The following is a 12,519-nucleotide window of genomic DNA, read 5'->3' on the forward strand; positions in this document are numbered from 1 at the left end:
CCGGGCGCGTTCCGGAGCGCGGGCGACCCTAGGGAGACCGTTCGAGTCGGGCAGCAGGGGGAGGTGGCGGCGTGAGCGTACGCGAGGTGACCACGGGCACCACGACCGCCGCCGTGCTGCGCGGCGGAAGCGTGTCGGTCGAGCGCATCGCCCTGCCCCAGCCGGGTCAGGGCGAGCTGCTCGTGGCCGTCGATCTCGCCACCGTGTGCGCCGCGGATCGCGCGCCCGCCGCGTCCGGCCCCTCGCGGGTCCTCGGGCACGAGGGCGTCGGCCGCGTCGTCGCCGCCGGGCCCGGCGCCCCCGCCGCCGTGAAGGACAGGGTCGTGTGGGGGCCGACGGTCGCGTGCGGCCGATGCGACCGCTGCCGTGGGGGCCGCACCGCGGCCTGCCGCATGCTGCGCCGGTTCGGCGAGGAGCCGATCGACGGGTCGTGGCCGCTGTCGGGCTCGTTCGCCGCGCACGTGCTGCTGCCCCGTGGCGCGACGGTGGCCCGCGTGCCGGAGGTGCTGTGCGACGCCGTCGCGTCGTCGGCCGGCTGCGCCGCCGCCACCGTCATGGCCGCGCTCGACGCCGTCGGACCGCTGCGCGGCGCGCGGGTGCTCGTCGGCGGCGCCGGCATGCTCGGCCTCACGGCGGCGGCCGTCGCCACCGACCGGGGCGCGTCCACCGTGGTGGCCGTCGACCGCGATGCCTCGCGCCGCGCCATGGTCCGGGCGTTCGGCGCGACGGAGGCCGTCGCGCCCGGCGCCCCGCTGCCCGACGTCGACATCGCGCTCGTGTTCCGGATGCCGCCGGCGCCCGCGTTCGACGCGCTCGCGATCGGCGGCCGTCTCGCGCTCGTCGGGTCCCGTGCCGCCGCCGATCCGCTCGCGCTCGACACCGAGCGCCTCGTCGACCGCCGGCTCTCGGTCGCCGGCGTGCTCGGCTCGGAGCCGCGGCACCTGGCCGAGGCCGTCGCCTATCTCGCCGAGGCCCGCGACCGCTGGCCGTGGGAGCAGCTCGTCTCGCCCGCCGTGCCGATGTCGTACCTGCCGACCCTGCTCACGCAGCCGGCCCCGATCGCCCCGCGCGCCTCCGTCCAGCCCCGCCGCTGACGCCCGGGGCCGCGGCGCGGCTTGCGGTGGTCGCTTCATCTCCGCGGCCTCCGGCCGCTCCGTTCAGCAACCGATGGGTGCGACCGAGTGGTGCAACCCCGCGGTCAGGAAGACTGCTCGCCCCTCCCGAAGATGCGGGAGAGCACGCCGGGCTTCTTGCGGGGCTTGAGCTGCTTCTGCAGGTATACGGTGCCGAGCCAGCGGCCGAACTTGAAGCCGACGCGCCCCATCCGCCCCACCTCGACGAAGCCGAGCTTCTGGTGCAGCGCGATGGATGCCTCGGCGCCCTTGTCGCTGATGACGGCGACGAGCTGGTGCAGCCCGATCTCCTCGCACGCCTCGATGAGCGCCTCCAGCAGCGCGCGGCCGAGACCCTTCCCCGTGGCGGCCTGGCCGAGGTAGACGGAGTTCTCCACGGTGTAGCGGAACGCCGACTTGCCGGCCCACGGCGAGACGAGCGCGTACCCGAGCACCTGCCCCGACGGAGAGACGGCGACGAGGAACGGCAGGCCGAGCCTCTGGAGATGCTCGAACTTCTCGACCCACTGCGTGTGGGTCCACCGCTTCTCGTCGAAGGTCACGACCGAGTTCATGACGTAGTAGTTGTAGATCTCGCGGATGTCCGGGATGTCCTCGAGCCTCGCCGGTCGGATCTCGTACGAGAACGGGCGCTCCTCGCTCACCTGACGGCTGCGCAGGTGCCGCCGGCGGCGCCTCTCGTACGACTCATCGAGCATGGGCATCAGATTACGCGCCAGTCCACCGGGCCGGCGCCCTGTGCCCGCAGCAGCGCGTCGACGCGCGAGAACGGGCGGGAGCCGAAGAAGCCGCGGTTCGCCGAGAGCGGCGAGGGGTGCGCCGACTCCACGCGCGGCACGTCGCCCAGCAGCGGCGCGAGCGAGCGTGCCTGGTTCCCCCACAGGACCGCCACGAGCGGGCCGCCGCGCGCCGCGAGCGTGCGGATCGCGTGCTCCGTCACGCGCTCCCAGCCCCAGCCCTGGTGTGAGGCCGGCGCGCCGGGCCGCACCGTGAGCACGCGGTTGAGCAGCATCACGCCCTGGTCCGCCCAGGCCGACAGATCGCCGTGCGCGGCCGGCGGGATGCCGAGGTCGTCGTGCAGCTCGCGGTAGATGTTGGCGAGGCTGCGCGGCAGCGGGCGCACGTGGCGCTCGACGGCGAACGACAGGCCGATGGGATGGCCGGGCGTGGGGTACGGATCCTGGCCGACGACGAGCACCCGCACGTCGGCGAGCGGCCGCTGGAACGCCCGCAGCACGTGCTCCCCCGCCGGCAGGTACGGCCGGCCGGCGGCGACCTCCGCACGCAGCCGGTCGCCGAGCGCGGCGATCTCGCCCGCCACGGGCGCAAGGGCGTCGGCCCAGCCCGCGTCGATCAGCCCCGCCTCCGCCAGCTGCGGCAGCGTCATGCCCGGCATGCTCACGCCGACGGGGCCAGGCCGGCGTCCTCCTCGACCACCGAGCCGGCGGCCGACCAGGGGAAGTCGATCCACCGATCCGTGTCGCGCCACGCGTAGTCCGGCTGGATGATCGTGGACGGCTTCGTGTAGATGGTCGCCGAGCGCACGTCCGCGCCCTTCGCGGCGAGCAGATCCACCGCCATCCGCAGCGTGCGCCCCGAGTCGGCGACGTCGTCGACGAGCAGCACGCGCCGGCCGTCGAGGTAGTCCATGTCGAGCGCGGGCGGCAGCACCTCGGGGGCGTCGAGAACCGTGCCGATGCCCGTGTAGAACTCCATGTTGATGGCGCCGCAGTTCTTCACGCCCAGGCCATACGCGAGCGCGCCCGCCGGCAGCAGCCCGCCGCGCGCGATCGCGACGACGACCTCGGGCACGAACCCGTCGGCCACGATCCGCCGCGACAGCTCGCGCGTGGCATCGCCGAAGCCCTGCCAGGTGAGCACCTCGCGCGGCGCCGTCATGCGCCGGGCTCCTCGCGCGGCGCGAGCGGCCCGCGATGCAGCATGTGCTGCGCGGCCTGCGCGACGGGGCGCATCGTGACGAGGTCGAGGTTGACGTGGCCGGGGGCGTTCAGCGCGTAGGCGATGACGTCGGCGACGTCCTCGGCGACGAGCGGCCCGTCGACGTCGGCGTACAGCGCCTCGACGGCGGCGGGATCGCCCGTGCGGTTCAGCGTGAACTCCTCGGTGTGCACCATGCCGGGCGCGATCTCGACGACGCGCAGCGGCTCGCCGTTCAGCTCCTGCCGCAGCGCGTGCACGAGCATGCTCTCGGCGGCCTTCGCGGCGTTGTAGCCGCCGCCTCCCGGGTACGCCACCTGCGCGGCGGTGGAGGTGACGAACAGCAGGTCTGCGTGCGTCGACTCGGCCGCGGCGGTGCCGCGCAGCTGCGGCAGCAGCGCCTGCACGAGGCGCTGCGCCGACAGGGCGTTCACCTCGTACATCCACAGCCAGTCGGCGGCCGCGCCGTCCTCCACGCGATCGGTGCCCTTCGCGCCTCCCGCCACGTGCGCGAGCGCGTGCACGGGACCGGTGTGCGCGAGGTGCGCGGCGAGCGCGTCGACGTCGGTCTGCGAGGTGAGATCCGCGGCGAAGGTGTCCGCCCCGGTCTCGGCCGCCAGCTCCCTGAGGCGATCGGCCCGCCTGGCCACGCCCACGACATCCCATCCCGCGTCGCGCAGCGCCCTCACGGTCGCCGCTCCGATCCCCGAGCTCGCCCCGGTCACGACCGCGCGTCTGTTCGCCATGCCTCCACGGTATCGCGGCGCCGGGCGCCGATTGTGACGCCGCGTTTCCGGGCCGTTGCCGCGGCCTTGCCCGCGCGCGTAGCGTCGCCCGTGCGACCGGCGGAAGGCCGCGCACGAGAGACACGAGGACGCATCATGACCGAGAACTGGCGCTTCGAGACCAAGCAGATCCACGCCGGCGCGCAGCCCGATCCCACGACCGGCGCGCGCGCGACGCCGCTGTACCAGACCACGGCGTACGTCTTCAAGGACGCGGATCACGCGGCGAACCTGTTCGCCCTCGCCGAGACCGGCAACATCTACACCCGCATCATGAACCCCACGCAGGACGTCGCCGAGCAGCGCATCGCGGCGCTCGAGGGCGGCACGGGCGCGCTGCTCGTGGCCAGCGGCCAGGCGGCCGAGACGTTCGCGGTGCTGAACATCGCGCAGGCGGGCGACCACATCGTCTCGTCCAGCTCCATCTACGGCGGCACGTACAACCTCTTCAAGTACACGCTCGCCAAGCTCGGCATCGAGACGACGTTCGTCGAGAACCAGGACGACCCCGAGGCCTGGCGCGCCGCGATCCGCCCGAACACGAAGCTGTTCTTCGCCGAGACGGTGGGCAACCCGCAGGCGAACGTGCTCGACATCCGCACGGTCGCCGACATCGCGCACGAGAACGGTCTGCCGCTCATCGTCGACAACACGATCGCCACGCCCTACCTCATCCGTCCCTTCGAGCACGGCGCCGACATCGTCGTGCACTCCGCCACGAAGTTCCTCGCCGGGCACGGCACCGTGGTCGCCGGCGCGATCGTCGACGGCGGCACCTTCCCGTGGTCGCAGCACGCCGATCGCTTCCCCGGCCTCACCGAGCCGGACCCGTCGTACAACGGCGTGAGCTACACGGGCGTGCTCGGCGACGGCGTCGCGTACATCACCAAGGCGCGCGTGCAGCTGCTGCGCGACCTGGGATCGGCGGTCTCGCCCAACAACGCGTGGCAGCTCATCCAGGGCATCGAGACGCTGTCGCTGCGCATCGAGCGGCACGTGCAGAACGCGCAGGCGGTGGCGGAGTGGCTGGAGGCGCGCGACGACGTGGCCTCGGTGAGCTACTCGGGCCTGCCGAGCTCGCCCTGGTACGAGGCGGCGAACCGCTACGCCCCGAAGGGCGTGGGCGCCGTGCTCTCGTTCGAGCTCAAGGGCGGCGTGGACGCCGGCCGCGCGTTCGTGAACGCGCTGAAGCTGTTCAGCCACCTCGCGAACATCGGCGACGTGCGCTCGCTCGTCATCCACCCCGCCTCGACCACGCACTCGCAGCTCACGCCCGAGCAGCAGCTCACGGCCGGCGTCACGCCGGGCCTCGTGCGGCTGTCGGTCGGCCTCGAGAACGTCGCCGACCTCACGGCCGACCTCGAGCAGGCGCTCGAGGCGGCCCGCTCGGGCGCCCTCACCGCGCGCGCCTGAGCCGCGCTCACCCTGGTCGGGCCCGCACGCCACGTGCGTGCGGGCCCGACCCGTCCGTAACACTCCGGCGGCGCGATGCCCCGGCACGGCAGAATGAGGCGGATGGACTGGCAGATCTCCGAGGACACCGTGCCGTCCGCGCTCGTCACCGAGCAGGACGCGCGGTCGATGGTCGGCCGTCCCCCGGCGACGGGCGCCTGGCGCGAGGGCGACCCGGTGGGCGAGCGCCGCTTCGAGACCTTCGGCGAGCTGGTGACCGAGAGCGGCCGCGCGCTGCCGTCGTTCCGCATCGCGTACGAGACGTGGGGCGAGCTGAACCCCGCGCGCGACAACGCCGTGCTCATCGCGCACGCCTTCACGGGCGACAGCCACGTCGCCGGCCCCGCCGTGCCCGGCCACCCCACGGCGGGCTGGTGGGACGACATCGTCGGCCCGGGGCGCGCGGTCGACACGGATCGCTGGTTCGTCGTGGCGCCCAACATGCTCGGCGGGTGCCAGGGATCGACGGGCCCGGCGAGCGTCCACCCCGACGGCGATCCGTGGGGCTCGCGCTTCCCCTTCCTCACGATCCGCGACCAGGTCGAGGCGCAGGAACGCCTGGCCGATGCGCTCGGCATCGAGGTGTGGGCGGCCGTGATCGGCGGGTCGATGGGCGGCATGCACGCCCTGGAATGGGCCGCGACGCTGCCCGAGCGCGTCGAGCGGCTCGCGGTGCTCTCGGCGCCGCCGCTGAACACGGCCGACCAGATCGCGCTGAACTCCGTGCAGCGGCAGGCGATCGAGATGGATCCGCGCTTCCGCGGCGGTGAGTACTACGACGCGCCCGACGGCGAGGGCCCGCACCGCGGTCTCGCGCTGGCCCGGCGCATGGCGCTGCTGAACTACCGCAGCCCCACCGAGCTGAACCAGCGCTTCCAGCGCTCGTGGCAGTCGGGCGTGAGCCCGCTGGGCCACGGCGGCCGCTTCGCCGTGGAGTCGTACCTCGACTTCCACGGCAACCGGTTCACGCGCCGCTTCGACGCCAACAGCTACGTGCGCCTCATCGAGGCCATGGACTCGCACGACGTGGGCCGCGACCGCGGCGGCGTCGAGGAGGCGCTCTCGCGCGTCACCGCCCGCACGCTCGTGCTGGGGATCGACTCCGACCGGCTGTTCCCCATCGGCGGCCAGCACCGCATCGCGCGCGGCATCCCGCGCGCGCTCGACGGCGACCGTGCCGTCGTCGTCCCCAGCGACTTCGGCCACGACGGGTTCCTCATCGAGACCGGCGCCGTCGGGTACCACCTGCGGCGGCTGCTCGAGTCCTGACGCCCGGATCGCCGCATCACGCGGCGGATCGCGCGGGACGGCCGGATCGGCGACCGGATCCGCGACCGGATCGGGCGGGACGGCCGGATCAGGCGGCGACGCGCACGGATCGCCGGTCGACGGCGAACGCGGCGAGCGCGATGAGCACGCCGGCGAACGCCAGCACAGCACCGGCCCACGCCGGGGCGACATAGCCGAAGCCGCCCGCGATCACGGCGCCGCCCACGGCCGCGCCCACGCTGTTGCCGATGTTGAGGGCCGAGTGGTTGAGTGCGCCGGCGAGCGCCTGGTGCTCGTGGGCCACGTCGAACAGGCGCAGCTGGATGGCGGGGTTGATCAGCTGCGCGATGAGCCCGAAGACGAACAGGGCGGCGACGAGCGCGATGCTCCAGCTCGACAGGACCGCGACGATCACCGATGCGGCCGACATCCCGCCCAGCCCCGCCACGAGCGTGCGGGTCACGCTGATGTCGGCCAGGCGTCCGCCGAACAGGTTGCCCACCACCATGCCGAGCCCCAGCGCCATGAGCGCGAACGGCACGAGCCACTCGGGCGCGCCGGCGGCCTCTGTCACGAGCGTGGCGACGTAGCTGTAGATCGCGAAGAACGCGCCGAAACCGATCGCCCCGATCCCGATCGCGAACCAGACCTGCGGGATGAGGAACACGCGCAGCTCGTGCCGGAAGGTGCGCCCGGGATCGCCGGGCTGCGCGGGCAGGAACCGCGCGCACATGACGAACGCGAGCGCGAAGACGAGCGCGACGACCACGTAGGCCGCCCGCCATCCGACGGCCTGGCCGAGGAAGGTGCCGGCCGGCACCCCGACGACGTTGGCGACGGTGAGCCCGGTCATCATGAGCGCCACGGCGCGGCCGCGCTTGTCCGGCCCGAGGAGCTCGCTCGCGACGAGCGCGCCCATCCCGAAGAACGCGCCGTGCGGCACGCCGGAGAGGAAGCGCGAGACGGCGACGAGCTCGAACGTCGGCGCGATCACCGTGAGCACGTTGAAGACGAGCAGCGCCGCGACGAGCGCCATCACCACGCGGCGGCGCGGGAAGCGCGACGCGAAGCCGGCGATCGTCGGGGCGCCCAGCACGACGCCCAGCGCGTAGAGGCTGATGAGCAGGCCGGCCCGCGCGATGGCGTCCTCCGTGCGGGCGGCATACAGGTCGGGCAGCAGGTCGCTCGCGATCCCGGGCAGCAGCCCCATCGAGACGAACTCGGTCATGCCGATGCCGAAGGCGCCGATGGCGAGCGAGAGGAGCGCCATCCTCGCCGCACCCCCCGACACGGGTGTCGAGGTGGTCACCCGTTCAGCCTAATGGCTCCCGGTGCGGCGGGCGCTCACCCTTCCCCGGGACCGGACCGCTCAGAGCGCGAGGTGATCGGTGATCGCGGCGTCCAGCGCGGCCTGCTGCTCGGCGTTGAGCGCGCCACGACGCCGCACCAGCCGGCGGACGTGCACCGCCCGCAGCTGCTCGGGCTGCGTCTTCGACTCCGTCGTCAGCCCGGTGAGGTCGTCGGCGGGAAGTCGCGTCTGGAAGGTCAGCACGTTCGCGATGTTCGAGGTGATCGGCACGACGACGAGCACACCCCCGGCGCGTGCGCGAAGCGCGGCCCGGTTCGCCCCGTCGTTCGACACGATCACCGCCGGCCGCGTCTTCGCGACCTCCCCGGGCTGGGCGGGGTCGAACTCGACGTCCCAGATGTCGCCACGCAGGCGGGGGATGTCGGGCCTCACGCCCTCAGCCCGTCACCGCTGACGCCGTCCCAGAGCGCGGCGTCGCCCGACGCCTCGAACTCCTCGAAAGCCGTGACGTACTCGCGCTCGGCCTCGGCCTCCCGAAGCGCGCGCACCGCCGCCCGCAGCGAGGCCGATCGACTCGCCAGGCGGTGACGCCGTCCGTACTCCTCGAGGAAGGCGAGATCGTTCTCCGGCAGGCTGCCGCTGAAGGCCTTCATACTCAGGCTCATAGCGCCAATCATAGTGCCGCTCGCAACGGCTGGCCCGGCTCGGGCCCGGCGCGGCCTAATCCGCCGCGTCCTCGCCGAGGGCGCGCTCGAGGCGCTCGATCTTGCCGTCGAGCTCGCCCGTGCGGCCGGGACGGATGTCGGCCTTGAGCACGAGCGACACGCGCGATCCGAAGGGCATGACGGCGTCGGTGGCGCGCCGGACGACGTCCATGACCTCGTCCCACTCCCCCTCGACCTCGGTGAACATCGAGGTGGTGCGGTGGGGCAGGCCTGAGTCGCGGACGACGCGGACGGCCGCGGCGACGGCGTCGTGGACGGAGCCGTCCGGGTTCGCGGTGGCGCCCGAGGGCGCGCCGCTCGGGGCGACGGAGAAGGCGATGAGCATGCTCCGAGGCTATGCCGCCGACCGCAGCGGATCCACCCCGATCCGGGCGCGATCCCGGCCCGCCGGGACCCGCGCGAGCCGGACGAGGGCCCACGCCAGCAGCGCCACGAGCGCGAGGTTGCGCGCGGACAGCAGCGCCGCGCCGAGCGGATCCGCGCCCAGCAGCGACCAGTAGGCCACGGGGTACACGAGCTGCGTCAGCCCGGCGCACACGAGGGCGAGGGCCGCGAGCGGCCACGCCCGCCGGCGGTCCCACACGAGCCACCGCACGAGCGGCGCGATGAGCCACGCGTGGAACTGCGGCGAGCCGACGCGGTTGCACACGATGAGCGCGAGCACGAGGGCCAGCGCCGCCGGGGGCAGCACCCGCGCCACGGCGGCGCCGCGCCACGTCTTGACGGCGGCGAGCGCCGCGATCGCGACGGCGGCGAGCGCGAGCAGCGGGGTCGTCGCGGCGGCCACCGCATCGACGCCCGGGCCGGCGACCTGGAAGGTGAGGATGTCGCGGTCGTAGAACAGGAACCAGCCGTCCCGGCCGGCCACAGCGCCCCACACGTACGGCGTGGCGGCGGGCGCCTCGATCTGCAGGCCGCGGTCCTGCTGCGTGGCGACGAAGCCCAGCAGATGCGGCAGGCCGCCCGCGATCGCGACGACGCCCACGACGACGCCGCTGAGCACCGCCGCGCCGACGACGAGGCCGAGCGCGCGGGCCCGCGCGGCCCGCCACAGGGCGGCAACGGCCACGGCCAGCAGCGCCGCCGGCCAGATCTTGATCCACGTCGCGGCGGCCAGCAGCGCTCCGGCGACGGGCGGGCGGCCCGCGAGCCACAGCACGCCGGCGACGGCGAGCGGCACCGTGACGGCGTCGAGGCGGTACATGCCCACGGGTCCGAGCGCGAGCGCGAACACGAGCCAGAACCAGGCGGCCGCCACGCGCCCGCGCGAGCGCCCGCCGCCCACGAGCAGGGCGAAGGCCGCCGCGTCGCACGCGGTGACGAGCACCGCCCACCCGATCTCGTACGGGCCGAGGAAGCCGAGCGCCTGTGTGAGCAGCATCGGCGCGAGGGCCAGGATCGGGTACACCCACGATTCTGTGACGCCCACGATCCGCTCGCCCCCGAGCGCCTGCTCCGACCACGGCTCGTACACGAGGTAGACGTCGCCCATGGGCTGGTTGGGCAGCGCCCAGCCCAGGAGCGCGACGATCGCGTGCACGACGACGAACCCCGCCCACAGCCACGCCCGCGTGCGCCGGTGCGGCGCGCGCGGCCGGTCAGCGCGCACGGAGCGCCGCCGCGAAGGCGTCGGGCAGGCGGGCGGCCACGTCGAGCGCCGTGACGGGGTGCCCCGGCGCGGCGCCGTCGACACCCGAGGCGAGGCGGCCGGCGGTGCCGTGCAGCCACGCCGCCGTGGCCGCCAGCGGCCCGAGATCCTCGGCGTCGAGCCCGCCCTCGGCGCGCGCCTGCGCGGCGGCGACGACGGCGCCGATCGCGCCGGCGAGCACATCGCCCGTGCCGGCCGTGGCGAGCCAGGGCGTCCCGGCGCGCACGACGGTCCACCAGCCGCCCGGCGTGGCGACGATCGTCTCGGCGCCCTTGAGCAGCACGACCCCGCCCAGCGCGACCGCGGTCTCGCGCACCGCGAGCAGCCGCTCCGCGAAGCCGGCCCGCAGGCGCCGCGGCAGCGGATCGCCGTCGAGATCGTCGATGCCGAGCCCCAGCGGGATCCGCACCTCGCCCAGCTCCCCCTCGTGCGGCGTGACGACGACGGGGCCGCGCAGATCCGTGACGAGGTCGAGCGCGCCGGCGTCGACGACGGTCGGCGCGTCGGCGCGCAGCAGCGCCCGGAAGCGCGCCGTCGCCTCGCCGTCGCGGTCGCGCGCCGACACCCCGGAGCCGATCACCGCGGCGTCGAACCGCTCGCCCGTGTTCACCACCGTCTCGGGGCGGCGCTGCAGCACGAGGCGGGCGACATCGCGGTCTCCCTGCCACCGCACCATGCCGGCGCCGGCACGCCACGCGCCCTCCGCCGTGAGCACCGCCGCGCCGGGGTACGCGGGCGAGCCGGTCTCGAGCAGCACGACGCCCCGGGAATACTTGTGGTCCGAGGCCGTTGGCACCCGCAGGTGCGCCGCGGCATCGGCCGCGGTCCACTCGAAGGTCTCATCGCTCGGCCTGGCGTATCCCCCTGGCATGCCGCCAGATTACGTCGTGCCGCCCGGAGGACGCCCGCGCCTCCCACACGGAAGGATCCCCATGTCCCAGCTGTTCACCCCGATCACCCTCCGCGAGGTCGAGTTCCGCAACCGCCTGTGGGTCGCGCCCATGTGCATGTACAGCGCCGAGGACGGGATCGTGAACGACTGGCACCACGTGCACCTGGCCCAGTTCGCCTCCGGCGGCGCCGGGCTCGTGATCGCCGAGGCGACGGCCGTCGTGCCGGAGGGCCGCATCTCGCCGCGCGACGCCGGCATCTGGAACGACGCGCAGCGCGACGCGTGGCGGCCCGTCGTCGAGGCGATCCACGCCCGCGGCGCGAAGGCCGGCGTGCAGCTGGCGCACGCGGGCCGCAAGGCGTCGACGTGGTGGCCCTTCGCCGAGGAGAGCGGCGGCACGCAGCACCGCGGATCCGTGCCGCAGGATCGCGGCGGCTGGGTCACCGAGGCGCCCTCGGCGCTCGCGTACGAGGGCTACGCGATGCCGGAGGCGATGCCCGCCGAGCGGATCGGGCAGATCGTGGCGGCGTTCGCGGCGGCCGCCCGCCGTGCGGTGGACGCCGGCTTCGACGCCCTCGAGGTGCACGCGGCCCACGGCTACCTGCTGCACCAGTTCCTGTCGCCGCTGTCGAACGAGCGCGACGACGAGTACGGCGGATCGCTCGAGAACCGCGCCCGCCTCGTCCTGGAGGTCATCCGCGCCGTGCGCGCCGAGGTGGGCGAGGCCGTGCCGGTGCTCGTGCGCTTCTCGGCCGAGGACTCGGCGCCCGGCGGCCTCGTCGTGGACGACGTCGCGCGGGTCGCGCAGTGGGCCGTCGAGGCCGGCGCCGACTTCTTCGACATCTCCTCGGGCGGCCTCGTCGCCCATCAGCGGATCGACGTGCGCCCGGGCTATCAGGTGCCGTTCGCGGCCCGCGTGCGCGAGGTGACGGGCGCGCCCACGGGCGCCGTCGGCATCATCACCTCGGGCGCCCAGGCCGAGCAGGTGCTGGCCGAGGGCTCGGCCGACGTCGTGCTCGCGGCGCGCGAGTGGCTGCGCGACCCGCACTTCGGCCTGCGCGCCGCCGCCGAGCTCGGCGAGCACCCCGACGCCCTGTGGCCGCCGCAGTACCTCCGCGCCTATCGCGCCCCCAAGCACTGACGCGAGGGTTGCGCTGGTCGCTTCATCTTCGGCCGCTGGCGCGGCCTTCGTTCAGCAACCGAGGGGTGGCACCGATCGGTTGCTGAACTTCAGCGGCGAAGCCGCGGAGATGAAGCGACCACCGCGACCGGTCATTGTGCGAGCGCGAAGCGCGAGCGTGCGGCCGCGGGTGCGGCCGCCCCGCAGCGCGAAGCGCTGCCGGCCGGAGCGGAGCGACGGCCCGAGCA

General features: G+C 74.5%; 14 protein-coding genes. 4 read left to right on the top strand and 10 right to left on the bottom strand.

Annotated elements, in window-relative coordinates; genetic code table 11:
• Nucleotides 1-71: 71 nt before the first annotated feature.
• On the top strand, nt 72-1,094 hold the full coding sequence (locus ACWDR7_RS07830) for an alcohol dehydrogenase catalytic domain-containing protein (protein ID WP_449854363.1): 1,023 nt from the start codon (nt 72-74) through the stop codon (nt 1,092-1,094).
• Nucleotides 1,095-1,198: 104 nt separating this feature from the next.
• Here ACWDR7_RS07830 and ACWDR7_RS07835 read toward each other — a convergent pair whose 3' ends face one another.
• From ACWDR7_RS07835 to ACWDR7_RS07850, 4 genes are read right to left on the bottom strand one after another with little or no spacing between them, the layout of a single operon-like run.
• Nucleotides 1,199-1,831, bottom strand: coding sequence for an N-acetyltransferase family protein (locus ACWDR7_RS07835; protein WP_449854364.1), 633 nt, complete (start codon nt 1,829-1,831; stop codon nt 1,199-1,201).
• A gap of 5 nt (nt 1,832-1,836) precedes the next feature.
• The gene (locus ACWDR7_RS07840) at nt 1,837-2,520 is read right to left on the bottom strand and encodes a uracil-DNA glycosylase (protein ID WP_449854365.1); all 684 of its coding nucleotides are present in this window, start codon (nt 2,518-2,520) and stop codon (nt 1,837-1,839) included.
• Between the two features lie 11 nt (nt 2,521-2,531).
• The gene (locus ACWDR7_RS07845) at nt 2,532-3,032 is read right to left on the bottom strand and encodes a phosphoribosyltransferase (RefSeq protein WP_449854366.1); all 501 of its coding nucleotides are present in this window, start codon (nt 3,030-3,032) and stop codon (nt 2,532-2,534) included.
• Entirely contained in the window at nt 3,029-3,817 is a 789-nt protein-coding gene (locus tag ACWDR7_RS07850; protein ID WP_449854367.1) for an SDR family oxidoreductase, read from the bottom strand. Before ACWDR7_RS07850 ends, ACWDR7_RS07845 begins: the two co-directional genes overlap by 4 nt.
• 135 nt (nt 3,818-3,952) lie before the next feature.
• On the opposite strand from ACWDR7_RS07850, the gene ACWDR7_RS07855 reads away from it, so the two are divergent.
• On the top strand, nt 3,953-5,269 hold the full coding sequence (locus ACWDR7_RS07855) for a bifunctional o-acetylhomoserine/o-acetylserine sulfhydrylase (RefSeq protein WP_449854368.1): 1,317 nt from the start codon (nt 3,953-3,955) through the stop codon (nt 5,267-5,269).
• Nucleotides 5,270-5,371: 102 nt separating this feature from the next.
• Nucleotides 5,372-6,577 (top strand): homoserine O-acetyltransferase MetX, encoded by a 1,206-nt coding sequence (metX, locus tag ACWDR7_RS07860; protein ID WP_449854369.1) that lies wholly within the window; start codon nt 5,372-5,374, stop codon nt 6,575-6,577.
• A gap of 88 nt (nt 6,578-6,665) precedes the next feature.
• On the opposite strand, the gene ACWDR7_RS07865 is transcribed toward metX, so the two are convergent.
• The 6 genes from ACWDR7_RS07865 to ACWDR7_RS07890 are packed head-to-tail and all read right to left on the bottom strand — an operon-like array spanning nt 6,666 to nt 11,130.
• A complete protein-coding gene (locus ACWDR7_RS07865; protein WP_449854370.1) occupies nt 6,666-7,886 on the bottom strand; it encodes an MFS transporter in 1,221 nt (406 codons plus the stop codon).
• A 60-nt stretch (nt 7,887-7,946) separates the two neighbouring features.
• The gene (locus tag ACWDR7_RS07870; protein WP_449854371.1) at nt 7,947-8,318 is read right to left on the bottom strand and encodes a type II toxin-antitoxin system PemK/MazF family toxin; all 372 of its coding nucleotides are present in this window, start codon (nt 8,316-8,318) and stop codon (nt 7,947-7,949) included.
• Entirely contained in the window at nt 8,315-8,551 is a 237-nt protein-coding gene (locus ACWDR7_RS07875; protein WP_449854372.1) for an antitoxin, read from the bottom strand. The genes ACWDR7_RS07870 and ACWDR7_RS07875 overlap by 4 nt, the downstream gene beginning before the upstream one ends.
• Before the next feature lie 55 nt (nt 8,552-8,606).
• Nucleotides 8,607-8,936 carry a thiamine-binding protein gene (locus ACWDR7_RS07880; RefSeq protein ID WP_449854373.1) on the bottom strand — a complete coding sequence of 110 codons (330 nt, stop codon included), beginning with the start codon at nt 8,934-8,936 and terminating at the stop codon, nt 8,607-8,609.
• Nucleotides 8,937-8,945: 9 nt separating this feature from the next.
• Nucleotides 8,946-10,220, bottom strand: a complete 1,275-nt coding sequence (locus tag ACWDR7_RS07885; protein WP_449854374.1) for a hypothetical protein — start codon at nt 10,218-10,220, stop codon at nt 8,946-8,948.
• Nucleotides 10,210-11,130, bottom strand: a complete 921-nt coding sequence (locus tag ACWDR7_RS07890; RefSeq protein ID WP_449854375.1) for an ADP-dependent NAD(P)H-hydrate dehydratase — start codon at nt 11,128-11,130, stop codon at nt 10,210-10,212. Before ACWDR7_RS07890 ends, ACWDR7_RS07885 begins: the two co-directional genes overlap by 11 nt.
• Before the next feature lie 61 nt (nt 11,131-11,191).
• On the opposite strand from ACWDR7_RS07890, the gene ACWDR7_RS07895 reads away from it, so the two are divergent.
• Entirely contained in the window at nt 11,192-12,292 is a 1,101-nt protein-coding gene (locus ACWDR7_RS07895) for an NADH:flavin oxidoreductase/NADH oxidase (RefSeq protein WP_449854376.1), read from the top strand.
• Nucleotides 12,293-12,519: the final 227 nt, after the last annotated feature.

It is taken from the genome of Microbacterium sp. NPDC003461 (assembly GCF_053588335.1).

Bases quoted from the DNA above. Each gene is read 5' to 3' on its own strand.
- ACWDR7_RS07890 (WP_449854375.1), bottom strand. From the start codon at position 11,130: ATGCCAGGGGGATACGCCAGGCCGAGCGATGAGACCTTCGAGTGGACC.
- metX (WP_449854369.1), top strand. From the start codon at position 5,372: ATGGACTGGCAGATCTCCGAGGACACCGTGCCGTCCGCGCTCGTCACC.
- ACWDR7_RS07895 (WP_449854376.1), top strand. From the start codon at position 11,192: ATGTCCCAGCTGTTCACCCCGATCACCCTCCGCGAGGTCGAGTTCCGC.
- ACWDR7_RS07840 (WP_449854365.1), bottom strand. From the start codon at position 2,520: ATGACGCTGCCGCAGCTGGCGGAGGCGGGGCTGATCGACGCGGGCTGG.
- ACWDR7_RS07835 (WP_449854364.1), bottom strand. From the start codon at position 1,831: ATGCTCGATGAGTCGTACGAGAGGCGCCGCCGGCGGCACCTGCGCAGC.
- ACWDR7_RS07880 (WP_449854373.1), bottom strand. From the start codon at position 8,936: ATGCTCATCGCCTTCTCCGTCGCCCCGAGCGGCGCGCCCTCGGGCGCC.
- ACWDR7_RS07875 (WP_449854372.1), bottom strand. From the start codon at position 8,551: ATGAGCCTGAGTATGAAGGCCTTCAGCGGCAGCCTGCCGGAGAACGAT.
- ACWDR7_RS07855 (WP_449854368.1), top strand. From the start codon at position 3,953: ATGACCGAGAACTGGCGCTTCGAGACCAAGCAGATCCACGCCGGCGCG.
- ACWDR7_RS07850 (WP_449854367.1), bottom strand. From the start codon at position 3,817: ATGGCGAACAGACGCGCGGTCGTGACCGGGGCGAGCTCGGGGATCGGA.
- ACWDR7_RS07845 (WP_449854366.1), bottom strand. From the start codon at position 3,032: ATGACGGCGCCGCGCGAGGTGCTCACCTGGCAGGGCTTCGGCGATGCC.